Origin of the sequence: Sulfurimonas sp. C5 (assembly GCF_029872055.1) — a bacterium.
Classification (GTDB): Bacteria; Campylobacterota; Campylobacteria; order Campylobacterales; family Sulfurimonadaceae; genus Sulfurimonas.
Map to the genome: position 1 here is coordinate 342,759 of NZ_JARXNQ010000001.1, position 23,240 is coordinate 365,998.

Consider the following 23,240-nt stretch of genomic DNA (forward strand, 5'->3'; position numbering starts at 1 on the left):
ATTAATAGCATTTATTTACGTTTTGAATATATGAATTTTTACCTAGGTGATTAAATAATGAAAATTAGAGTCTATTACGAAGATACAGACACGGGAGGGATAGTTTACCATTCAAATTATCTGAACTTTTGTGAAAGAGCCAGAAGTCAGGCATTTTTTGACAAAGGATTGACACCTGTTTTAGATGATGGACACTTTGTGGCTAAAAAAATCATAGCAGATTACCTTAAAAGTGCAAAACTTGGTGATATTTTAGATGTAAAAACGGAACTGATAGAGATGAAAGCAGCTTCTTTCACGTTAAAACAAACTGTATATAAAGAGGCTGAAAAACTTTTTGAACTAGAGATATTATTGGCACATATATCGTTTGAAGGTGCCATTAAAAAAATGGATAAAGAGACTAAGGAGTTAATTCTCAGTCTCTTCTAATTCAGGCTCCGGTGGTTGTGAAGGGATATATTTTGCGAACTTTGTTCTCATAGGTCTTAAAAGCTCAATATCATAAACTACTTGAGCATCTTTTATAGCAAGATCATATACTCTTGCTTCCCCTGTAACTTGTGAATAGAAATAATCAACACCGACAATAGTAGAGTAATTGATCCAATCGTATTTGATATCATTGCCGATAAGTGAATTCATCTCTATTTGTACATTGTCTTGTTTTGTAATTGAGTTAGCAATCACCATATTTTCTCTATCTCTGTATTGTGTCATAGAAAGGAGTAGGGGATTGTAATTAATTTGTGTTGAAAGTACATTAGTCGCATTCGTATCGTATAGTGTTAATTGCGACATAATCATCCCTGTTTTTATGATTGGTGTATTAATCAAAAATGAACCTGCTACAATCTCTTCATTATCTTTCAAATAGTTTTCCAGATTTGTTGTTCTTGTTGATATGTAATATTTGAAAACTTTTTTAGGAGTTTCATCCGTTTGAGTAGGCATCACAAGCTCATGATCAGGAGAAAATGCGCTAGGCTCTACATGTTCAATATTAGGGTGTAAAAATCTATCTTCTTGATAAAGTGCAAGTTTTTTTCCTGTTTCTGAAGTACCAGAGAATATAATAAGTCGAGATACGGCTTCTCTTAAAAGCATATCGCTTTGTGCTGAATAATCTATACCTCCGAAACTTAAGTATGGAGAAGTTGTTTCAACATCTTTTTTATTCGTTGTAGGAAAATATATACTTAGTTCAGGATCAATAGAGATGATATTTTCTACACCTTCTTTCGTTAGGGGTGCAATTACAAACTCTATACCGTCTTGTTGAATTTGTTGCAGTGCTGCTTGAATAGTGTCATAGCTTTCATCTTCGATGGTGTAGCTTTTCATATCAAACGGTGTACTTTTTGTTACTAGATAAGCAAAAACTGCATTTGTCGTTGATGTTGCATACTTACCTATGCGTTTATATGGCAGTAAAAGAGCTATACGAAAGTTTGCATTTGTATTGGAAGCACCAATGTTGAAGATTGCTGCATTGATCATTCTTGCTTCTTCAAGCTCTTTATTTGGAAGTTTTCTATGTGCATGTGCTAAAAAAGAAAAGATTTGATCCTTTTCTAAAAACTCTTGTAAACAATCTTCATCACATTCATAAGGATCGAGATCCAATACATATGTTTTTGGAAGAGGAATGTCTGAAACAAGGTAACTCTGCGCAAAAATGGCAAAAGGTACTAATAGAATTAAAAATAATTTTTTCATAGACAACTCTTTATAGTGTTTAAATCATTTAGTGTTATCTTCTTAGATTCCGGATTTCTAAGAAGATATTGAGGATGATAAATCGGGATAAGTTTATATCCTTTAAAATCTATCACATGTCCTCTGACATTTTCAAAATTGTTCGTATCGCCAGTTAGGTGTGCATATGCATCTTCCCCTAATGTAACAATAACTTTTGGTTTAATAAATTCAAGTTGAGAAAAAAGATAATGTTTACATGAATTCCATTCAGACTCTGAAGGTTTGTTTGTATGTAAAGGTTTACATTTTATGGCATGCGTCATATAAATGGAATTATGATCAATTTGTAAAACATTTTCAATCATCTTTTTCAATGTCTCTCCACTTCTTCCTGTAAAATAGTTATTGGCAGTATCTTGAGATTCTGAAACAACATAGTCTAGCATAAAAAGGGAAGCATTTGGATTCCCAAACCCATACATACTTTGTGATCTGGATTTACTAAGATCACAAAGGTAACAAGAACGTATGTTTGAGATTAATTCGTCTAGAGTTCTTGCTTTTTCGTAACTTTTTTTCTCATTTATATCAAAATGATCGATGTATTCAAAACCAAGGTGTTTTAATCTGTAAAGATTTTGTAATAATACAAGGTTTTGAAATGATTTCAAGTTTACCACCGTCATTTAAAATATTGTATGAGTATATAAAAAGTGGGATTAAAATATACTTTGATATTTTCATAATTATGGTATTATTACATACCAATCGAGGGATATATATGAAGAAAAAGAATAATGACTTAGCACTTTACCGATTTAAAATAAAATCATCTACGGAAGTTCCAACTGTAATTTCCGAAGTACAAAAATGTTGTAAGTTTATCCCTTTATTTCATATTAGCTCTTTTATCCACAATACAGTTTTAGTACAAAACTTAATCCGTGAACTCGAGAAAAATTTTCCTGGTGCCAAAGTTGTTCTGTTAAAACATGACGATAGAAATATGACATGTTTAAGTGTGTACGATTATCAGGTAGAAAATCCGGAGCAAGTGAGTGATGAAGTTCTAAATACATTGCATGAAAAATATGAACATACACATCTTCATATAGAAGATTATAGAAATCAACTCTTTTTACGTTACTTTACCGATCATTTAACAAACTTGCCAAATCTTTACCAGCTGAGAAAAGATTTACATGATGAAGAAGATAATACTTTAGTGATTATCAAAATAGATAATTTCCAGATGATTAATAACTTTTATGGTTTTGTAGTCGGTGATTATGTTATTGAATATGTCAGTACATATTTAAAAGAGCTCTTCGAAGCCACTTCAATTTATAGACTCTCTGGAACGGAATTTGCCGTTATATTAGATGATAAATATGATTTTTACAAGTTAAAAGAGTATCTCAATAATCTTTATAAATCTTTACAAAATTTAATGATTAATTATCAAGAGACACATATCTTTGTAAACTTTACATTGTCTTCTTGTGTTTCACAAGACAACAGCAATTTATTCTCAAAAGTTTCAATGGCTTTAAAGTATGCAGAAGATAATGCATTGCCGTATTGGATATATGAAGATTCAATGAATTTTGAGAATGAATACGAGAAAAATTTAAAACTTTCTCAAGCAGTTCGTGAGGCTGTAGATAACAACAGAGTCATCCCATATTATCAAGCCATTTATGATAATAATCAAGGTGCCGTGACTAAGTATGAATGTTTAGCACGTCTTGTAGATAAAGAGGGGAATGTTCTCTCTCCTCAAGTATTTATCCCTATAACTAAAAGTTTGAAGATCTATAATAAAGTAACAAAAACTATTTTAGATAAATCATTTGCAGAATTTGAAAAGAACGATTATGAATTTAGTATTAACTTATCGATCGAAGATGTAATGAATAATGAAGTTTTTCAGTATATCATTGAAAAACTAAAAGCTTTTCCTGATCCTTCACGTGTTACTTTTGAACTTTTAGAGTCTGAAGCTATTTTAGATTTTAGAAAAGTGGGTAGATTTATCGATGAGATAAAACGCAGAGGCGCAAAAATTGCGATTGACGACTTCGGAAGTGGATATTCTAACTTTGCATATATTATTAACCTCAAAGTCGATTATATTAAAATTGACGGTACTCTCATTGAAAACATAGCAACTGATAAAACTTCATTAATTGCCGTTGAAACAATTGTAGGACTTGCGAAAAAGCTTGGAGTCAAAACAGTTGCAGAATATGTATTTTCAAGCACTATTTTTACACAAGTACAAAGTCTCGGTATAGACTATGCACAGGGCTTTTATATAGACAAACCTTCACTAAGATTTTCAGACGGTTTACCTATATAGTATCCTTGTAAAAGAACTGCTCCTAGTTCTATGAGTTTATCTGCCACTTCTTTTTCTTCGACAAACTCTGCAATTACTTGTGAATTTAACTCTCTTGCAAATGATAAGATCTGTTTAATAACTATTTCATAGCGTTCATCTTTGAGGATATTTTTTACTAAAGAACCATCTAGTTTGATATAATCAAAATGTATATCGATTAAATGTGAAAAATTAGAATATCCGCTTCCGAAGTCATCAATAGAGAGCTTAATATTGTGTTCTTGTGCTTCTTTGGCAAAATTGATGAGTGCTTGGAAGTTTTTAAAATCCTCACTCTCCAAAATCTCTAAAGTTATTTGTTTTTCAACATTGTTTTTAACAATAGTCCGTAAAATATTGTTTTTTATAGATTCATTTTCAATATCAATAGCAGATATGTTTATTGAAAACCCTATATCTTGGTGAAGTTTTGCTTTTTGCACCACACGTTCCAACATCTTTTTTGAAATATGTTTATATAAGCCTGTATCTATAGCAGTTTGTAAGAAATACCAAGGTGCGACAACTTCACCGGTTTCTTTCTCCATTCTTACTAGTGCTTCATACTTTTGTACAGTTTTAGTTTGTGTATTATAAATTGGTTGAAAGTAAGGGAAGATTTTATTGTTTTTGATAGCATAGTTAATATCGTCCAATACTTTTCTTTTGCCTGTAGTTTCATTTAACTCTTCATGAGTACCAGAATACGATAAAACTTTTTTTCCCGTTTTTTTTGCATTTTCTAAAGCATATTCTGCAGCTAAAATCGGGTTGCCGATATCTTCTGTATGTGTTACACCTGCAGTGTATGTGGCACTTACACTATATGTCTTATCCTTAAAATGGATTTTTTCCATTTTTCCTAAAAGTTTAGAAATATACCTTTCAAAATATCTTTTATCAACATTTGTTGATGTAATACAAAAGAGATCATTATCGAGTTTATATAAATTCATATCATATTTAATAATCGAATGTAGTTCGTATGCAAGATGTTTTAAAAACTTGTCTGCAAGCTTAACACCGTATATTTCGTTAATAGCTTTAAAGTTATTAATATCTATAATAGCCAATACTATTTTACGGTTTTTTCTTAGATATTGAAGTAGTTTTGTTCTGTTTGGCAGGTTTGTAAGTTTATCTGTCTCAAATACTTTGCGCAAACGTAAAGTTTTCTCATTAATTGTCTTTTGAGTTTGTTTCATATTCAGAGCAATAATTAAAAAGTACAAAACAGTCAGTAAAACAAGAGGAAGAAAGACCCAAAGTGTTTTTTTCGTTTGAGAGAGTTGTAAAGATTTAATATCTGCAATTTTATAGTCTGCACCAACTACATACATAGAACCATCTTGAGCTTGCAAGGGGATATAAACACTTCTAAAGTTACCCCAGCTATCACTTGTGTTTTCAAAAACTGTTTGATTTGTTTCAAAAACTTTAGCAACCGTTTGATCATTATAGACTGCAAAAGAGTAGATATCTTTTTTCCCACTTTCTATATGTTCATAAGGAGCACTTGAACTTGAAAATCTGATATCACCGTTTTTATCTTTTATAAAAGAATAGATATATGCTAAATTAGTATGTTGGACGTATTTCTGTAAGTCTTTCATATGGTGGATATCTTGTTCTTGTGAAACACTATGAAGATCTTTATGATGATAATCTTCTTCCAAAATTGTGGAAACAGCATAAGCACCTGCTAAAAGTTCTTTATCGATGTTTTTAAAAAGATCGTCTTTTTCATTAATATAGGTGTGCATTCCGACTGATATTATCAATATAAAGAAAAAGAGAGAGAGTAAAATAACTAATTTATTGCTATACATGAAACTTTGTCCCTTCTTATAGTTGCGTAATCATATTTCTACCATTACTTTTTGATTGATAAAGTGCAGTATCAGCTCGTTTGATAGCTGTATGAATACTTTCTTCTTTAAGTAGTAGTGTAGCTCCGATACTACATGTAATATTTCCTACAGTTGTAAAAGTATATTCTTCAACCGATTTTCTTATTTTTTCAAGTATTGTACCTATTAATGTTTCATCAGGTACCGTTATAATTACAATAAACTCTTCACCACCCCAACGTATGAAAGTGTCAGTTTTACGTAATACTGTTTGGATTATCTCTACAAACTGCTGTAAAACAACATCACCGATATCATGTCCGTATGTATCATTGACCTTTTTGAAATGATCTATATCTAAAAATGCCACTACTTTAAAATCATCATCATAACGGTTGAGATTACCTAAACTTTGTACATTTGCATCAAAATAGTTTCTGTTATATATACCAGTGAGTTGGTCATGCATAGCTTTTTTTGTCAACTGTTGTTGTTCTAGATTGGACTCCGTTATATCATTAAAATCAATAACATACAATGATGCACTAGGCATCTTTTCAATCGAGACATTGAAAATTCTTAATAAATGGAATTGTGAACGTATTGCAACTAAACGTTGTTGTGGCACTAATTTTTTAAGATCTTCAATCCAGTTGTCATCTTCACTTTTTTTATAGTAGCATCCCTCAACTTTAGCAAATGTGTCACATATACAATCATAATGCTTGAAAAACTCATCATTATCTTTAAAACCGAAAAAATCCAAACCTGTTTTGTTGATAAATTTAAGTTCTTTTCCATCACTTACTACAATGATGGTTGATTGTTTATTGAGGATCTCTTCTAAAAACTTTTGGAATTGATGAATTTGAAGATGTGTTTGGACTCTGGCCAAAAGTTCTTGAGGATGAAACGGTTTTGTGACATAGTCATTACCACCAATCTCAAAACCCTCTACAACCGATTCTTTATTTGTATCGGAACTTAAAAAGATAATTGGAAAATTCGAATGTTTTTTTTCTTGTCTGATCTTTTTTGCTACTTCAAAGCCATTCATTATCGGCATTTGAATATCTAGCAAGAGTAAATCTATATCAATTGAATGGATCGCTTTTAGAGCTTTTTCCCCGTTATGAGCAACTCTTAGATCATATTTGTTACTAAGAATTTTGGAAACTATATCAATACTGGTTTGTTCATCGTCAACAACTAAAATAATTGGTTTAGTGTTCATTCATAAGCTCCTTTGCTATAGATTTTAAAATAGGTTCTATTGCTTCATCGTCAAAACTTCCAAAAAGTTTGGAAAGTTCAAAAATTCGTTCTTCATCAATGTATGCTTTTAAAGCAGCTAAAAGCGTTGTTATCTCTTTTTGGTCAATATACTGCATATTTGCTAATTTACGGACAACGGTATTAATTTTGTCGATCACTCCCTCTTTTGTCAGATGAAGAGTTTCTGAAGATGTCAGCAAAGGTAGTATTTTAGTTGCAATCTCTTCTAAGATAGTTTCAAGTGATTGCTGAAATTGTTTTATACCTTCTATTGATGTTCCCATTTCTTCAATTTCAATACATTGTTTGTATATGGAGTCTATTTGTAAGTTCCCGCTAGCTCCTTTGAGTTTATGAATAAAGGCATAGAATGCTTGAAGATCATTAGTATAAAGTTTATCTATAAGTAAAACACCTTCACTAAATGTAGTGTAGAAGTTCTGATACAGTCTATAAATACTTTCTTTGTCAATTGCTAAGTTTTGTTCCATTTTTGTTAAATTGATACCGTTTATCTGGAGTTCGTTTTCTATCTGTTTGTCAGTTTCTACTTCCTCTACTGCAAAGTAGTGTGAAATCACGCATTCGAGTTCTACTTTGTTAATCGGTTTGGCAATATGATTATTCATACCGGCTTCTTGTGTCCGTACTTTATCTAATTGCATTGTCGCGGCACTAAGTGCTACAATTGGTGTTTTCTGATCAAATTTTCTGATCTCTTTTGCAGCATCAAACCCATCCATGACAGGCATTTGAAGATCCATGAAAATAATATCGTATTCGTTTGCTTCAGTCATATCAACCGCTTCCGCTCCATTATTAGCAACAAAGACAATAAAACCGTAGTGTTCTAAATAACTTGTTGCTACGAGCTGATTTGTAATATTGTCTTCTACAAGCAGTGCTTTTTTCGCTTCGACTAGTTTAATTTGTTTAGATGATGATCTTATTAGGTTTTCATTAGAAGATGGTTGTTCTGGAATAGGGCAGTCTTTATATTTAAATGTGAGTGTAAAATGAAAATTTGAGCCCATGCCAACTTGGCTTTTAATCCAGATATTACCACCCATAAGCTCCGTTAATTGTTTAGAGATCATAAGACCGAGCCCTGTACCTCCGAATTTTCTAGTAGTAGAACTGTCTCCTTGTTCAAATGCCTGAAAAAGTTTTTTCTGGTCTATCGGTTCAATGCCTACACCGCTATCTTGTACAATGAATTCCAGAGTTATATCAGAATCGTTTCTAGAAAGAAGCTTGATATCTATATGGACAAAACCTTCGGATGTGAATTTAATCGCATTACCGACAAGGTTATTGAGAATTTGTGTTAAGCGAAGAGAGTCTCCAATGAGAATATTTGGTACATTTTCATCAATTTTAATCTCAAAATGAAGACCTTTGTTATGTATTTGAAAACTAAAGAGATCGACAATGGTATTGAGTAAGTCACTGAGTTGAAATTCTGTATGTACGATATCGACTTTACCGGCTTCAATTTTAGAATAATCTAAAATATCGTTTATGACATGTAAAAGGGCATGTGATGAAAGATGTACTTTGTTAAGATATTCTCTTTGTTCATGGGTTAAGTTTGTGCTTAGGACTATATCTGTAAGACCGATTATTCCATTTAGAGGTGTACGGATTTCATGTGACATGTTTGCTAAAAACTCAGATTTTGCCGCATTAGCCTTATCAGCAGTTTGTTTTGCTCTTTCAAGTTCCAGTTCATTCTCTTTTTGCTCTGTAATATCAGTTATATAACTTATAAAATGAGTAATTTCACCTTTATTGTTTTTTTGTGTAACTGCATAGTCTAATAGCCAGCGTACTTCATTTGATTTTGTGACCACTCTATAGGGTTTATGTCTGAAATAATCGGAATTTTTTTGGAGAGATCCTCTAATCTCTTGAATTACCTTATCCAAGTCGTCTTTGTGGATACATTCTGAATAAGTTATTTGATGTGTTTGGAACTCCTGTTTTGTATAGCCCAAAATTTTTGCGACGTTTTCAGAAACATAATCAACACTCCATGCCTCGTCATTTTTCCATTTAAACAGTAATGAATCACCTTTATCAAAAAGAGACAGAAGAGAATTTTGTTCAATGAGAAGTCTTTCCTGTTCTTGTCGTAATAGATTTGATACCGTAATATCTCTAACAGATGCATAAACATACTGTTGGTTGTTCAGTGTAATTTTTGCACCAGTAATAGAAGCTAAATAGGTTGAACCGTCTTTTCTTTTATGAATCCTTTCTATTTTTATATCTGAGGTATCCATTATCTCCATAAGATGTTGATATTCTTCATGGGTTATATCATCCCAGTCAAAGACGCTAAGTTCTTTCATCTCGGCATCTGTATAGCCAAGTAGTTGTTTGGCCTTCTCACTGTATTCAAAGAGCTTACCATTATCTGCACTTAGAATTAAAATACCGTCAGAAGCCAGACTCATTAATTTTTGATATCGTTCTTTTTCATCATTGATGGTATTTGTCAGTTCTTGAAGCTGTGTAATGTCATACACTGTACCTAAGGAACTTAGAGGGTTCCCTTGCTCATCATACTTTGTATCACATTGTTCTTGAACATATTTGACTCTTCCATCTTTCATTAAAAGTTTATGGACTATTTGATAACTTTTTTTTGTTTTTAAAGAGTTGGTATAAGCTATTTCAACTTTTTCCCGATCATCAGGGTGGATTGTTTCGATGAACTTTTCATATGAGGGTGTGAACTGTTCTTTATCTAATTCAAAAAGTTCATAAATCTCATCAGACCAAGTCAGTATGTTATTAACGATATCATATTCCCAAATGCCGAGATTAGCTATTTTTTTTGCCTGCGAAAGCTGGGCAAGAACTTTTTTGAGTTTGAGCTCATTACCATGTTCCTTCGTAATATCAATAATGATTGAAAACAGAAGTTCATCATCATCAGTATGAATAGGGGATGAATGAACTTCAACAGTACGTATCTCTCCAGATTTTAATTGATGTTCAAATATAAAAAAATTGCGCTTATGATGGAGAGCTTCTTTTTGACGTTTGTGTATTTCTTCTACTGAAAGAACATTGATCTGTGTAATATTCATATTACAGAGTTCTTCATGTGTGTAACCGTAAAATTTAGAGGCACTTTTGTTCGCATCGATAATGGAACCGTTTTGAGGATTGACTAAAAGCATAACGGCATCATGGTTATCAAACATACTGCTAAATTGTTGATTTGTCTTTTCTATTGATTCATGTAGCTTTTCAGTTTTATTAATATTAATATGGGTTCCTGCAATGATAGTAGCTGCATTATCTTTATCTCTTTGACATATCTGTCCTCGATCGAGAAGCCATGTATATGTTCCATCTTTACATAGAACACGTATTTCAAATTGGTAAAGTTCTTTTTCACCATTGAGAAGCTTTATGAACTCTTCAGAAGCTTTTTGAAAATCATCCGGATGAACTATTTGTTTCCAAGTATTGTAATCTAAAGTAAGTTCATCTTTTGTATAGCCTAGTGTTTTGTATATTTGATCAGAAAAATACAATCCATTATCGTCTAAATGGTATTCCCAATATGAGTCTCCATTTGCCTCAATCAGTTTAATGAAGTTTTGTGTATCCTGTGTAAACTGGACGGGAGTGGGCTGTTTTTTCATAGATATACTTTCAAATACTTAATCTATATTTATTATACTGTGATTTTATAACAATGTTGAAAATTTAGAATGTGTATCACAAATTTTATAATGAAAATACTAAACTTTATAAAATAAGAAATTATTATAGAAAGTGAAATTTGGCTGATGTTTTCCTAAAAATATATCAAATTAGAAGAGTGTAGTTTAATAGAGTTTTAAAGAAAGACTCAGGATAATTGAATAGATTCATACTTCAAAAGGGGATAAATGGGGATTTTTAAGTCTTTTGGTTTTGTACTCATGTGCTTATTAATAGCTACTGGTTTAAATGGTAATGAAATATCTAAAAAGAAAAAAATAGCTTATTTGGTTTCTGATACAAGCATACCTTATTGGACAATCATGGCAAAAGGAATTGTCAATGAAGCGAATAATAAAGGTTATGAAGTTGAGGTTTACAATGCAACAAATAGCTTAAAAAAAGAGTTGAAAAATACAGTTGCCGCAATTAAAAGTAAAATTGACGGGATAATAGTCTCCCCCATAAATTCTTCATCGTGTGTTACAATCTTAAAACTGGCAAAACGTGCTCATATCCCTGTCATAATCTCTGATATAGGTACAAATAAAGGGGAATATCTTTCTTATATATCATCAAATAATTATCAAGGTGCATATGATATCGGTAAAGTTTTAGTAAAACGTATGAAACAATTACATTTCGAAGACGGTACAGTGGGCATCATTGCAATTCCGCAAAAACGTTCTAATGGAAAAGCAAGAACTTCAGGGTTTTTAAGAGCCCTTTATGAAAATAATATTCAAAGTTCAGATTTAAAACAACAAGTTGATTTTTCGTATCAAGAAACATATGATTATACTAAGCAAATGATTCAAAGTGATCCGAAGCTAAAAGCGATTTGGCTACAAGGGTCAGATAAATATCAAGGTGCATTAGATGCGATCGAAGATGCAAAAAAGAGTGGTGAAGTTTTATTAGTTACATTTGATGCAGAACCTGTTTTCTTGGAACTTATCCCCAAAGGTATATTACTTGGAGCTGCAATGCAGCAGCCTTTTTTAATGGGAGAAAAAGCAGTTGATCTGTTAGACAGACATTTTAAAGGAGAAATTATCGGCAAAAATATTGAATTACCAATTTTAGCTATATCTAAAGAAAATATAACACATGAACTTCCTGTTATAAAAAGAAACGTGTTAGGAATAAAATAAGATGAACAATAAACTTCGTTTAAATTCATTACAAGTTCAACTCAGTCTTATTATTTTCGTAACCGTTTCAATTCTCTTTGGTATTCACTCTTTTTATGTGTATGTACAAACCAAAAAAGAGCTTGATCATCAAATAAAAACAGAGATTACAAGAAATTTAGATTCTATTTCTGGAAGTATTGCAGCATTTATGGAAGCGTATTCCCCTAATGAATATCAAACAATTATTGCCGAACTTATTCAAAAACAAGATATCTTGGCAATAGTAGTTCATGACTACAAGATGCAAAAAATTTTGGGTGAAAGTGATTACAAAGTAGGGTATATCAAAGAACAAAATAGAATAAAAGAGTTGAATTTTCAAAATATAAAGCAAATGAAACTATTGGCATCTTCTTATTATAAAGAGAGTTTGGTGATCTCAAATAAACAAGGGCAGGAGATAGGAAAAATAACATTTTATATATCTGATGATGCACTCAAGGCAGAGATAGAAGAGATTATTTTTGACAATATTCGTTTAGCCCTTTTAATTTCGAGTATCATGATTGTAACTTTGTTATTTTCAATCCATTATTTTATTGTCAATCGTTTAACGAATATTATAAATGTGATCAATACTCGTGATGATTACGGTTTACCGCTTCAAGAGATTGAAAGTCAAGGTTCTATAGAGATTCGTTATATAATAGATACGATCAATAATATGATTGGAACTATCAAGGGATCACGCCTTGAACTTCAAGAAAATTATAAGTTGCTGCAAGATGAACGAGATAGATTTCAGTTGGCAATTGAAGCTACAAATGATGGGATATGGGACTGGAATCTAAAAACTAATGAAGTGTTTTTTTCAGAACGTTGGAAAAGTATGTTGGGGTATCATGGAGATGAGATCGGCAATCATGTTGATGAATGGAAAAAAAGAGTTCATTCTGAAGATTTAGAAAAAGTTATTAAAGATGTACAAGCACATTTAAACGGTGAAACTGAGCTATATGAAAATGAACACAGAGTACAGCATAAAGATGGACACTGGGTATGGATTTTAGACCGAGGAAAAGCTTTATTCGATAGTAATGGTGAAGCATACAGAATGTTGGGATTTCATACAGATATGACACAGCGACATATGTTTATTGAAACACTCAAAGCAGAACAACAAAGATATAAAAATTTACTGGAATTATCGAGTGACGGGATACATCTTCTTGATACAAATGGCAAACTTTATGAGTATAGCAATTCATTTCTAAAGATGTTGGGATATACAAAAGAGGAAGCAAAAAATTTAAATGTCAAAGATTGGGATGTTTCGATTCCAAAAGAAAAAATCCTTCCTACAATCCATGAGTTAATGGTAAGACCAAACTCTTTTGAAACTGTACATAGACGTAAAGACGGTTCAACTTTTATAGCAAATGTTAATGCAAAAGGTATCATAATAGACGGGCAAAAATACTTATATGCTTCAGTAAGAGACGTAACAAAAGAGAAAGAACATCAGTTGGAAATAAGAAATAAATTACAAAAAGTAATTGATTCTCAAAGTTCTATAGTTATTGTAACTGATGCAGTCAAACTGAGATTTGTAAATAGAAGATTTTTAGAGTTTTTCGGATACAAATATCTTGAAAACTACTTACAAAAACACCGTTGTATCAGTGAAAAGTTTATAGAACAGGAAAAGTTTTTTGATTTAGGAAAAATTCATGAAGGAGAGAAAAACTGGATAGAGAGTTTACTTAACCTTTCGGGTAGACAAAGAATTGTAGCAATGCGTAATAATGAAGGGATTTTACATGCCTTTAACGTTTCAATTAACAAGTTTGAAAAAGATGAGTATATCGTTGGTTTTACGGATATTACAGATACTATGACGGAAAACTTGGAACTTGCTCAACAAGCGTCAATAGATACTTTAACCAATGCATATAACAGAGCATATTTTAATAATAATATTGAATATATTTTAAAACGACATAAAAATGAAAATATGTACACAGGCATTATTATGTTTGATATTGACAAGTTTAAAGATGTAAACGATACCTATGGACATGATGTTGGGGATTATGTACTAAAAACTTTGATACAAATAGTTCAAAGATATACCAGAAATCCTGATAAAATAATTCGATGGGGCGGTGAAGAGTTTATTATTGTATGTGCTACACAAGATAAGACTACACTAGGAAAAATTGCGGAGTATCTACGTTCAATGATTGAAAGTTATAAATTTGATTATGTAGATAATATAACATGTAGTTTTGGATGTGCATTGCATGAACAGTCCCAAGATATATTAAAAACGATTAAAGAAGCTGATGTAAAACTCTATCAGGCAAAAGAAGAGGGAAGAAACAAAGTTGTTTGTTAAGAAGAAAGGTATTTACTTCTCCTCTAACGAGGAGAAATAAAAAGGAAATTATTCAGCTACAGCTACTTCAACTGGAGTTGATTCCCAGATACCGTGTTTAGTACAGTAACCGTGAGCTACTAGGTTAAGTTTTTTACCCATTGGACGGATGTTGAATGTTACTTCAGCATGAGATTTTTCGTTACCTAATGTACCTGGTACGAATGTAGCCATAGCAAGTTTAGTTTCACCATTGAAAAGAGTGATGCTTTCAATGTAATGATCGAAATCATCCGGGTGAGTATACTCTTGTCCCATTTTTACGTTTACTGATAGCATTTCACCTTTTTTAGCTTCACCTTGAACTGTGATGAATGGAGAGTGACGATCGATTAAATCTTTTTTAGCTTCTCTTTCTACTGTGTCGATATCAACATACTTGTTAATAGTTGGCATTATGTGTCCTTTTGTTTAGTTTAATATATAGTATTGTAACCATGAAACTTTTAGGAAAAAATAAATCAGAGTAAATTTGTCTTATTTTAAGAAAAATTTTATTTTTTAAAGTTTGACTGTTCAATGATTACAGGGTAAAAATAACCATATCCAAAATCTTTGTCTTTTGCCAATGTACCGCTTGCAAATACAATGTCACCGGCTTTAGGTGTCTCTTTTACAGTTGTAAAGACAAGATCATCCATATTCATAAATCTGCTACCGTCTTCAATGTGTACCCAGTTTTTTCCCATAATACCTGATGAAACTTTTGTGACTTCTGCATGAACTGTAATAGTTTTTCCTACATATTTTTCTCTATTCTTAAAAACTTCGGCAATAGTAAGGGTATTTTTTGTTTGAAACTTTGAAGTCATAATATTTGGTTTGTATTTCACTTGTTCTTGTTCTTGCTGTGTTACAGTATCTCCTGCAAAGAGGATATTGTCAAATGTACGGTTGAGTGTTTTAGAATGAAAATTTTTCATCCAGCCTTGTTCAGTAAAAGATATATTTGAACCTTTTTTTACATCTCTTTGTGTCATTGCTATCCAGTAACTGTTTTTACCGTCATTAACTTTCATATATGTATATCCACCGCTGTTCATGCTCTCTAAAACTGTAGCAGTATGGGTACTCGCCGCATAAAGTGATATTCCAAGAAGTAAAGAAAGAGCCAACTTTTTCATTCATAACCTTTTTGTTTTTACATGATTGTACATAAGATTAAATAACAGGAAAATAATATTTACAAGGGTGTTTTGAATTATCGTAATAATGTTATTAAAGAGTTTACTAGTTTTTCATTTATTTGTGATGACATCTCTTTTTTCATCATCATCAATCCATCAAAACTTGAGTATTTTTTTCTAAAGGTTCTTTCTGTAGTTAATGCGTCAAAAATGTCACAAACTGAAAGTATTTGCGCATAGAGAGGAATTTGTGGACCAACAAGATTGTTAGGATATCCTGTACCGTCTAATTTTTCATGATGCAATTCAATAGCATTTAAAATTTCAGGCTTTGTAACACCTAATTCTTTTGCTAGCTGAACACTTTTTAGTGGATGAGACTGCATGATATCCACTTCTTTTTGATCTAAAAGAGATGTTTTGTTTAATATCTCCTGTTCAATAGCCGATTTTCCGATATCAAATAAAATAGCTGCAGTAGCAATTTCGCGTAATTGAGAATGTTGCATTCTTAAATTTTTTCCTAATGTGGTTGCTAAGAAACTTACATTTACATTATGGGCTGCTTCAGTATATTCATCCTGGAAAAAGCTTACAAGTTTTCCTAAAGAAACCTGAGAATTTTCTATGCTGGAAACAAGCTCTTCTATCCAACGAAATAGTAATTCTTTTTTTAGACCGGAGATCCCTTCTTCAAAAAAGGGATCCATTAATCTGATACCTTTTTTATACACATTTTTTAAGGCTAAATGTGCAGTTTTTTGAAGAGTTTTTTTCACTTTTGCATGAACTATACTTGGAGAAAATGGCTTGGCAAGATAATCATAAGCACCTAAAGTTAAAGCTTTTTCAACAAGTTCTTTTTCATGGGATGCAGACATAAAAATAATAGGAATATCTATTTCTAGTTGCGTTTTTAGGGATTTGGAAACTTCAAATCCGTCTGGAGAAGGCATATGAAGGTCAAGTAATATTAAATCAGGTTCAATGCTTTTTGCCGCTTCAACTGCTTCAGAACTGTTTTTAATAAGAGAAACCTCATAGTCACTGGTAAGTATGACACCTAAGTAGTGCAGGTTAGTAGTTTCATCATCAACAATTAAAATCTTTTTTTTATTACTATTCATGGATAGATGATATCTCTTATAATTAGTTTTTTACATTGTATCATATTATACAAAGATGTTTAGAAGGAAGTTTTTGTGAATAAAGTTAATCATTCTTACTAGATATGTTACAGGCTTTTGAAGTGTTGTGAAATGGTACAGAAAAACTGTACCATAAACTACATAATATCGCCGCCACACTGTAGGGTTTCAAACCAATCAAGAAATTTTTTGACATCTTCCCCTTTAAAAATTGCACCGTGTTGAGGAGCTATCATATCTACTTCATATTTACGTACATTGTGAACCCATTTTTTTGTAAAGTTGTTTCCTGCCATATAACGCTTATGAAATGCTTCAAGCAATGTAAGGTGACTTTCAAAATCTGTAATCTCTTTATAAATATTATGTGTCGGCATAACGGCAGCACCAATGTCTCCACTAAATACAATTTTTGATCTACTGTCATAGACAGTAAAGTTTCCAGGTGAGTGGAGAAAATGGGCAGGTATGAATTGAATGTAGTTTTCACCAAAATTAATTTTCGCACCCTGATCAGGTAAAGCCATAATACGGTCTAAATCCATAAGTCCGTAATGACTCATAAATCTGCTCCAGAGTCCTGAAATAATGATTTTTGCTGGAGATGACACGCTCCATTCTGCAATCGAACCTGCAACATCCGGATCTTGATGAGAATAAAAAACATATTTTAATTTATCGACACCTAAATGGCGTTCTACTGCATCATACATCTCATCAAAAGCTGATTGACTTCCCGGATCGATTAAAATACCACTGTTATTTTGGATAATTAAAAACTGATTTACGGCAAGATAACTTTCTGCTTGTTCCTCATCATCAAAACTGAACATAATGCACTTGTGCACACCGTCATCGTAAAGTATTGTTTCATTTTCCATATTGTAATCCTTTAAATTCTCTAATTAATGTCATTTGGCGTTTTGAAAGGTAGCCAATTAAATCTTTTTGTGCTGTTTGATTTGGTTTGAGTGTTACAACGACATGAAATTCATGCTTTTTTTCTATAATATACATAACTTCTCCTTCACAGTTAATAATGAGAGGTTGGCGTCCTACTGTAAAAACCATGTCTACATGAACTTTTTCTTCAGCTTGAAAACCTGCTGGAAGAGAAAGTAATGAAAGTCTTACGGCATTGGCAGAAATATCAAGTATTTTAACATGATCTCCAAATTTATGCTCTTCATAAAAGAGTGAAACTCTATGGTCATCTTCCGGAACTAGACGAACTGATTTGCGTTGTGTAGGAGAATGTTGTAAAAATTGCATATCATCTATAACAATACTTTGATTTTCATAGTCAACATATTTAATTGTTTGGCAAAGGATGTCTGCCGGAAATAAAGAGTTTGAAAGTATTATCTTACCTTCATAATGTGCACATCTTTGTTGAAGATAACTGGTCTGGATTGAAACTTTATCTTCATCAGCATTTACAATAACTCCTCTGTTTGTTACTGTAAGACCTTTATAAAGATTTAATAACTTTAATTCATCATTATTTCTTTGAACAGATTGTAGAAGATGAATAAAGGTTTTTTTGTTTTCTTTCATCTCATCAAGATTTGCCTGCTCTTCATCAAAAAGTCTTAATAAGTCCAAATCAGTAATATCATCAAAAGAAGCAAGATAGTAATCATCACTAGTATCAATTTTTGTCATTCTAAAGATGAAGTGATGAAACTTGTCATTTGGATCAATCATTTTGACATGATAGAGTGTATTTAAATTTTTAATTGCTTCTTGGTACCAATGACGCTCCTCGGTATTGTATAAAAAGCTTTTGTGCTCAAGAAAATGATTTCCAAGCTCACCAAATTTAATTTTAAAGCTTTCCAAATCATCAATCTGAAAATATTTTAGAAATGTATCATTTACAATAACAGGTTTTTCGTGTCGATACAGAACAAGTAGGTTATGTTGAAAGTTAAAAATGTTTTGTATGTAATGGTCAAAAAGACTTTGTTCTTTTTTAAGCTTGATCTCATGTAATGCATCGTTGAGTGCTTGTGTTAACTTATCAACAGAAAGAGGTTTTGCTAAAAAACGATATACGCCAATATCTATAGCTTCGTGTAAATTTTCGGTATTATCAAAAGCAGACGTTATGATAACTTTCGTGTTAGGGGATAGCTGATGAATTCTACGCGTCATTTTTAAACCATCCATATTAGGCATCTTTATATCTGTGATTACTATAGGAGGATGATTTTTTTGAAAAAAATTCAATCCTTCTTCTCCATCTTGTGCCGTGATGACATTATCAAAAAACTTTTTTAATAACAGTGTGACTTTTTCACGTATCCCTTGATTGTCTTCTACATATAAAATAGTTGTATTTTTAGCTAGTTTTTGAAGTTCTAATAAAGTCTCTTTGTTAATATTTAAACTCATGAGACTAATAATAACAAAAAAAAGTTCAAAACATTCAATAAAATATACTTATCCACTTAACAAGAGTTTAACCAACAAATGGGTACAATCGCGATAATTTTATAAAAGAGTATGGATTATGTTAAAAACTTTACTGATAGAGATAGGTGTTGAAGAGTTACCGGCTGTTCCACTGTTAAAAGAACTAAAAAATATAGAAAAAAAATACGCTGATATTTTAGAAAAACAGAATCTTTTATGTGAATTTGAGTTTTACTATACACCTCGCCGTTTAGTAATTTGGCATAGAGAATTTAAAGTTGCACAAGATGATTCTGTTGAAGAGTTTTTCGGTGCTCCTCTAGCAGTAGCTTATAAAGATGGAGAAGCTACTCCTGCAGCACACGGTTTTGCAAAAAAATGTGGTGTTTCATTAGATGAAATTACAACAGCTGACAAAGAAGGTAAAGAAGTGCTTTACTATAAAAAAGATGTAGCTGGAAAAGCATCTGCTGAATTACTTCCTGAGATCATTGAGGCATGGATCAAATCACTGGATTTCGGTAAATCAATGAGATGGGGTTCTTTAGATGAAAGTTTTATCCGTCCTATCCGTTGGGTAAACGTACTTTTAGGTGATGAACTTGTAGATATGGAACTCTACGGAGTGAAATCTTCAAAAACTACTTTTGTTCATCGTATTGCAAATTTTGATGCCGTAAGTATTGACGGTGCTAAAGAATATTTTAACAAGCTTTCTGAAAACGGTGTATTACTTTTCCCTGAAGAGCGTGCACAAAAGATTTTAAAAGATATTGAAGCGCTTGAATCTCAAAACTCTATAAAAGTTGAAATTGATGAAGAGTTATTTCAAGAGGTTGTTGCAATCAATGAAAATCCGACAGCACTACTCGGGTCATTTGATGAAGAGTTCTTAGCACTACCACCTGAAGTAATCATCACTTCTATGAAAGAACACCAAAGATACTTTCCAGTATTTAAAGATGGACAACTGACAAATAAGTTTGTTGTCGTTGCTAATGCATATACAAATGACTTTTCAGAAGTTATTGCAGGAAACGAAAGAGTACTTCGTCCACGTTTGGCTGACGGTATGTTCTTCTGGGAAAATGATCTTAAAAATGGTCTAAGTACTGCAGGACTGGAAAAGATTACATTCTTTAAAGGTCTTGGAAGTGTTGCAGACAAGATCCAAAGAGAAGCTAAAATAGCAGGAATCCTATTTGATAAATTTGCTATAGATGCTTCCAAAGAGGATCTTACAACTGCAGTCGAACTGGCAAAAGCCGACCTTATGAGTGAAATGGTATATGAGTTTACAGAGCTTCAGGGTTTAATGGGATACTACTATGCTCAAAAAGCGGGTTACAGTGATGCAGTAGCAGTTGCAATTAAAGAGCAGTACCTTCCAGACGGTGAAGAGAGTGAACTACCATCAACACCATTAAGTGCAATTGTAGCTCTTAGTTTAAAACTTGATACTCTTTTGGCACTTTTTAGTATTGATCAAATACCAACAGGTTCACGTGACCCGTTTGCACTTCGCCGTGCAGTAAACGGTATTGCAAGAATTGTAAATGAGTTTGGTTTCAAATTTGATATTGTGAATGATGTTAAAGAACTTTCAGCTCTTTATGAAAATAAAATTGATGTTGAAAAACTAGAGGGATTCATTTTAGAGCGTATTAAACGTTATTACAAAGTAAACCCTTCAATCATTGAAGCAGTTTTAGCTTCAGGTGAAAGAGAACTTTTAGCACTTGGTCAAAAAATCGATGCTCTGAATAATCTTGTAAACTCTGACGGATTCTCTGAAGTGAGTTCAACATTCAAAAGGGTTGCAAATATCACTAAAGATATGGATATTTCTCAAGAATTTACAATCAATGAAGCTCTTTTTGAAGATGAAAGTGAAAAAGCTTTATTAGCTCGTTTTAATGAAGTTACATCAAAAGAGTATGAAACCTATGAGTATGAACTTGATGCTCTTTTAGGATTAAAACCAGAGTTAGATAAATTTTTCGATTCTGTAATGGTTAATGCTGAAGATGAAGCGGTTAAAAATAACCGTAAAGCACTTGTAAGTTCGATCTACAAAGCTATTTTCAAAATAGCAGATATTAAAGAAGTTAGTATTTAACAAATGTATGATATTGCGATCGTAGGGGCTGGAATAAACGGCTGCCTAGTCGCATATCAATTAAAACTACTTGGTCAAAACGTTATAGTTTTTGACAAAGAAGGAATTGCTGCAGGCGGCAGCGGTGCAGCAGGAGCATTTTTATCCCCAAAGTTTGCCAAAAATGGGGAGTTAAAAGAACTTCTAAATTCTTCGTTAGATATTGCCTTAGATTTTTACACTACACATTTTTCCAAGCACGTACAGCATTATAATCTTCTCCATATTGCCAAAGATGAAAAAGATGCAGATCATCTGCGTTTTTGTAAAGAGAATGATAATCTTGAACTTTTGGATAATCCTCCATTTATTCCTGAAGATGAATATATTTATACTTCAAAAAGTGCAATCGTCGATGCTCAAAGTATATGTAATGCCTTACTTGAAGATATAGAATATCAAACAGAGTCTATTGATACCTTGGAGTATCTACAAGGATATTGGCTTTTAAACAAGCATTACAAGGCAAAAAAAGTGCTATTGGCAACGGGAGCATACGAGCATAATTTTTATGAACAGCCTTATAAAAATATACGCGGGATATGGGGTCACAGAATAGATGTCAGTACTTCTACCAAGAATGATATTTCAATTCATCAGTTTGTTTCAATCTCTCCGGTAAAAGATAAAAAACTTGCAATCGGGGCTACACATAACGTTCATTATCATCCGCAAACTTCAAATGAACCGTATAACTATGAAGCAGGGCGCTTAGAGCTTTTAGAAAAAGCAAATAGAACTTTAGAACTTCAAGATGTACAAGTACTTAAAGATTACGTTGGACTTCGCAGTGGAAGTGTTGACTATATGCCGTTAGTTGGTCAGATAGTTGATGTAAAGAGCAGTTTGGGAAAATTAACACGCAGAGAGATTGAACAAAAAAAGCCCGACTTTTCAAAATTGGTATATCACAATGAACTTTATATGATTAATGGAAGTGCAGGGTATGGATATGTTTTAGCACCATATTTGGCAATAACTTTGGCAAAAGCTATAGTGCAAAATGAAGAGATCCCCTTAGAATTGCTCCCGGCAAGATTTTTTTACCGCTGGGCAAAAAATAATAAGACTACCTAAGGAAGTCTTACGTTTTTTGGTGGAATTTCTGCAAATACTTCTTTAAAAGCGTTGGTAACAGTATCTTTTAGTTTACCGCCCATAGACGGAGAGATAAAGTAAGCTATTTTCATGGCTTCTGCTTCATCGTAGTTTTTGTCGTAAATAAATACAATTTGTTTGTCGAGTTTTTTCACGTGTTCTACCAAAGAGATAGCATAGAACGGAACCATTTTGTGTAAACGCTCATATTTATGTCCCATACCAAAAAACACAAACTTGCCTGTCAGGCGTATATCTGAAAAATCGATGTAATTAAGTTCACGATCAAAATGTGTCAGCTGCATAGAGTTAAGTTTGTCTATATCTTTCTCAAAAAGATCGATAGTCGCATCATGTAATCCCTCGCGGTTATAGTTAAAAAGGTATCTAATCTCTACAAGTTTACCTGGATAAACTTTTTTCATCCCTGCATTGATCACATGGCTGACTGCATTATCGGAAAGCTCTATAAATTCATCATATTGTTCAAATCCTTCCTCTTGCAAAAACTTGCACACTTTCATCCCTTTAGGAGATGTTTCAGGATTTTGTAAATAGATTGTTCCTACAACATGTTTTCTCTTTTTTTTGAGCATATTTTCTAAATCTTGAGTCGTAATTTGCTCATCACCTTCATTGAAGTATATATAATGCTCTACAAGGTAATCCATATCGAAATTTGTTTTGTATTTCCCAAATATTTGCATTCTTTACTCCAAGGTTTAAATTATTAGTGAATTATACTAAAATAACATTATGATTTATATAGCCTTTATACTCTTTACC

The 23,240-nt window shown here is 32.3% G+C and carries 17 protein-coding genes; 6 read left to right on the forward strand and 11 right to left on the reverse strand.

The window, feature by feature from the left end:
• The first annotated feature begins 57 nt into the window (after nucleotides 1-57).
• A complete protein-coding gene (locus P6N22_RS01715; RefSeq protein WP_280329590.1) occupies nucleotides 58-432 on the forward strand; it encodes a YbgC/FadM family acyl-CoA thioesterase in 375 nt (124 codons plus the stop codon).
• Here the strand turns inward: P6N22_RS01715 and P6N22_RS01720 are convergent.
• A complete protein-coding gene (locus P6N22_RS01720) occupies nucleotides 412-1,719 on the reverse strand; it encodes a hypothetical protein (protein ID WP_280329592.1) in 1,308 nt (435 codons plus the stop codon). The two genes, P6N22_RS01715 and P6N22_RS01720, sit on opposite strands and share 21 nt — an antisense overlap.
• Nucleotides 1,716-2,387, reverse strand: coding sequence for a uracil-DNA glycosylase (locus P6N22_RS01725; RefSeq protein ID WP_280329594.1), 672 nt, complete (start codon nucleotides 2,385-2,387; stop codon nucleotides 1,716-1,718). The genes P6N22_RS01720 and P6N22_RS01725 overlap by 4 nt, the downstream gene beginning before the upstream one ends.
• A 95-nt stretch (nucleotides 2,388-2,482) precedes the next feature.
• On the opposite strand from P6N22_RS01725, the gene P6N22_RS01730 reads away from it, so the two are divergent.
• A complete protein-coding gene (locus P6N22_RS01730; RefSeq protein WP_280329596.1) occupies nucleotides 2,483-4,063 on the forward strand; it encodes a GGDEF domain-containing protein in 1,581 nt (526 codons plus the stop codon).
• Here the strand turns inward: P6N22_RS01730 and P6N22_RS01735 are convergent.
• The 3 genes from P6N22_RS01735 to P6N22_RS01745 all read right to left on the reverse strand — a co-directional run bounded on the left by P6N22_RS01735 (nucleotide 4,015) and on the right by P6N22_RS01745 (nucleotide 10,871).
• Nucleotides 4,015-5,847 carry an EAL domain-containing protein gene (locus P6N22_RS01735; protein ID WP_280329598.1) on the reverse strand — a complete coding sequence of 611 codons (1,833 nt, stop codon included), beginning with the start codon at nucleotides 5,845-5,847 and terminating at the stop codon, nucleotides 4,015-4,017. The genes P6N22_RS01730 and P6N22_RS01735 overlap by 49 nt on opposite strands.
• Before the next feature lie 82 nt (nucleotides 5,848-5,929).
• Entirely contained in the window at nucleotides 5,930-7,168 is a 1,239-nt protein-coding gene (locus P6N22_RS01740; protein ID WP_280329601.1) for a diguanylate cyclase, read from the reverse strand.
• Nucleotides 7,158-10,871, reverse strand: coding sequence for a PAS domain-containing protein (locus tag P6N22_RS01745; protein ID WP_280329603.1), 3,714 nt, complete (start codon nucleotides 10,869-10,871; stop codon nucleotides 7,158-7,160). The genes P6N22_RS01740 and P6N22_RS01745 overlap by 11 nt, the downstream gene beginning before the upstream one ends.
• 249 nt (nucleotides 10,872-11,120) lie before the next feature.
• Between P6N22_RS01745 and P6N22_RS01750 the strand changes: the two genes are divergently transcribed.
• Entirely contained in the window at nucleotides 11,121-12,086 is a 966-nt protein-coding gene (locus P6N22_RS01750) for a substrate-binding domain-containing protein (protein WP_280329605.1), read from the forward strand.
• 1 nt (nucleotide 12,087) lies between these two features.
• Nucleotides 12,088-14,466 carry a sensor domain-containing diguanylate cyclase gene (locus P6N22_RS01755; protein WP_280329607.1) on the forward strand — a complete coding sequence of 793 codons (2,379 nt, stop codon included), beginning with the start codon at nucleotides 12,088-12,090 and terminating at the stop codon, nucleotides 14,464-14,466.
• 48 nt (nucleotides 14,467-14,514) lie between these two features.
• Here P6N22_RS01755 and P6N22_RS01760 read toward each other — a convergent pair whose 3' ends face one another.
• The 5 genes from P6N22_RS01760 to P6N22_RS01780 form a co-directional block, all read right to left on the reverse strand.
• Nucleotides 14,515-14,901: a class II SORL domain-containing protein gene (locus P6N22_RS01760; RefSeq protein WP_280329609.1), complete on the reverse strand. Its 387-nt coding sequence runs from the start codon at nucleotides 14,899-14,901 to the stop codon at nucleotides 14,515-14,517.
• A 98-nt stretch (nucleotides 14,902-14,999) separates the two neighbouring features.
• On the reverse strand, nucleotides 15,000-15,629 hold the full coding sequence (locus tag P6N22_RS01765) for a GW dipeptide domain-containing protein (RefSeq protein WP_280329611.1): 630 nt from the start codon (nucleotides 15,627-15,629) through the stop codon (nucleotides 15,000-15,002).
• A gap of 77 nt (nucleotides 15,630-15,706) precedes the next feature.
• On the reverse strand, nucleotides 15,707-16,759 hold the full coding sequence (locus P6N22_RS01770; protein WP_280329613.1) for an HD domain-containing phosphohydrolase: 1,053 nt from the start codon (nucleotides 16,757-16,759) through the stop codon (nucleotides 15,707-15,709).
• Nucleotides 16,760-16,917: 158 nt separating this feature from the next.
• Entirely contained in the window at nucleotides 16,918-17,661 is a 744-nt protein-coding gene (locus P6N22_RS01775) for an MBL fold metallo-hydrolase (protein WP_280329615.1), read from the reverse strand.
• Entirely contained in the window at nucleotides 17,651-19,177 is a 1,527-nt protein-coding gene (locus P6N22_RS01780; RefSeq protein WP_280329618.1) for a response regulator, read from the reverse strand. Before P6N22_RS01780 ends, P6N22_RS01775 begins: the two co-directional genes overlap by 11 nt.
• A gap of 118 nt (nucleotides 19,178-19,295) precedes the next feature.
• Here P6N22_RS01780 and glyS point away from each other — a divergent pair, with 118 nt between their 5' ends.
• On the forward strand, nucleotides 19,296-21,317 hold the full coding sequence (gene glyS / locus P6N22_RS01785; RefSeq protein ID WP_280329620.1) for a glycine--tRNA ligase subunit beta: 2,022 nt from the start codon (nucleotides 19,296-19,298) through the stop codon (nucleotides 21,315-21,317).
• A 3-nt stretch (nucleotides 21,318-21,320) separates the two neighbouring features.
• Nucleotides 21,321-22,433 (forward strand): FAD-dependent oxidoreductase, encoded by a 1,113-nt coding sequence (locus P6N22_RS01790; protein ID WP_280329622.1) that lies wholly within the window; start codon nucleotides 21,321-21,323, stop codon nucleotides 22,431-22,433.
• Here P6N22_RS01790 and P6N22_RS01795 read toward each other — a convergent pair.
• Nucleotides 22,430-23,161 carry a hypothetical protein gene (locus P6N22_RS01795; RefSeq protein ID WP_280329623.1) on the reverse strand — a complete coding sequence of 244 codons (732 nt, stop codon included), beginning with the start codon at nucleotides 23,159-23,161 and terminating at the stop codon, nucleotides 22,430-22,432. The two genes, P6N22_RS01790 and P6N22_RS01795, sit on opposite strands and share 4 nt — an antisense overlap.
• Nucleotides 23,162-23,240: the final 79 nt, after the last annotated feature.

Bases quoted from the DNA above. Each gene is read 5' to 3' on its own strand.
- P6N22_RS01715 (WP_280329590.1), top strand. From the start codon at position 58: ATGAAAATTAGAGTCTATTACGAAGATACAGACACGGGAGGGATAGTT.
- P6N22_RS01720 (WP_280329592.1), bottom strand. From the start codon at position 1,719: ATGAAAAAATTATTTTTAATTCTATTAGTACCTTTTGCCATTTTTGCG.
- P6N22_RS01725 (WP_280329594.1), bottom strand. From the start codon at position 2,387: ATGACGGTGGTAAACTTGAAATCATTTCAAAACCTTGTATTATTACAA.
- P6N22_RS01730 (WP_280329596.1), top strand. From the start codon at position 2,483: ATGAAGAAAAAGAATAATGACTTAGCACTTTACCGATTTAAAATAAAA.
- P6N22_RS01735 (WP_280329598.1), bottom strand. From the start codon at position 5,847: ATGCACACCTATATTAATGAAAAAGACGATCTTTTTAAAAACATCGAT.
- P6N22_RS01740 (WP_280329601.1), bottom strand. From the start codon at position 7,168: ATGAACACTAAACCAATTATTTTAGTTGTTGACGATGAACAAACCAGT.
- P6N22_RS01745 (WP_280329603.1), bottom strand. From the start codon at position 10,871: ATGAAAAAACAGCCCACTCCCGTCCAGTTTACACAGGATACACAAAAC.
- P6N22_RS01750 (WP_280329605.1), top strand. From the start codon at position 11,121: ATGGGGATTTTTAAGTCTTTTGGTTTTGTACTCATGTGCTTATTAATA.
- P6N22_RS01755 (WP_280329607.1), top strand. From the start codon at position 12,088: ATGAACAATAAACTTCGTTTAAATTCATTACAAGTTCAACTCAGTCTT.
- P6N22_RS01760 (WP_280329609.1), bottom strand. From the start codon at position 14,901: ATGCCAACTATTAACAAGTATGTTGATATCGACACAGTAGAAAGAGAA.
- P6N22_RS01765 (WP_280329611.1), bottom strand. From the start codon at position 15,629: ATGAAAAAGTTGGCTCTTTCTTTACTTCTTGGAATATCACTTTATGCG.
- P6N22_RS01770 (WP_280329613.1), bottom strand. From the start codon at position 16,759: ATGAATAGTAATAAAAAAAAGATTTTAATTGTTGATGATGAAACTACT.
- P6N22_RS01775 (WP_280329615.1), bottom strand. From the start codon at position 17,661: ATGGAAAATGAAACAATACTTTACGATGACGGTGTGCACAAGTGCATT.
- P6N22_RS01780 (WP_280329618.1), bottom strand. From the start codon at position 19,177: ATGAGTTTAAATATTAACAAAGAGACTTTATTAGAACTTCAAAAACTA.
- glyS (WP_280329620.1), top strand. From the start codon at position 19,296: ATGTTAAAAACTTTACTGATAGAGATAGGTGTTGAAGAGTTACCGGCT.
- P6N22_RS01790 (WP_280329622.1), top strand. From the start codon at position 21,321: ATGTATGATATTGCGATCGTAGGGGCTGGAATAAACGGCTGCCTAGTC.
- P6N22_RS01795 (WP_280329623.1), bottom strand. From the start codon at position 23,161: ATGCAAATATTTGGGAAATACAAAACAAATTTCGATATGGATTACCTT.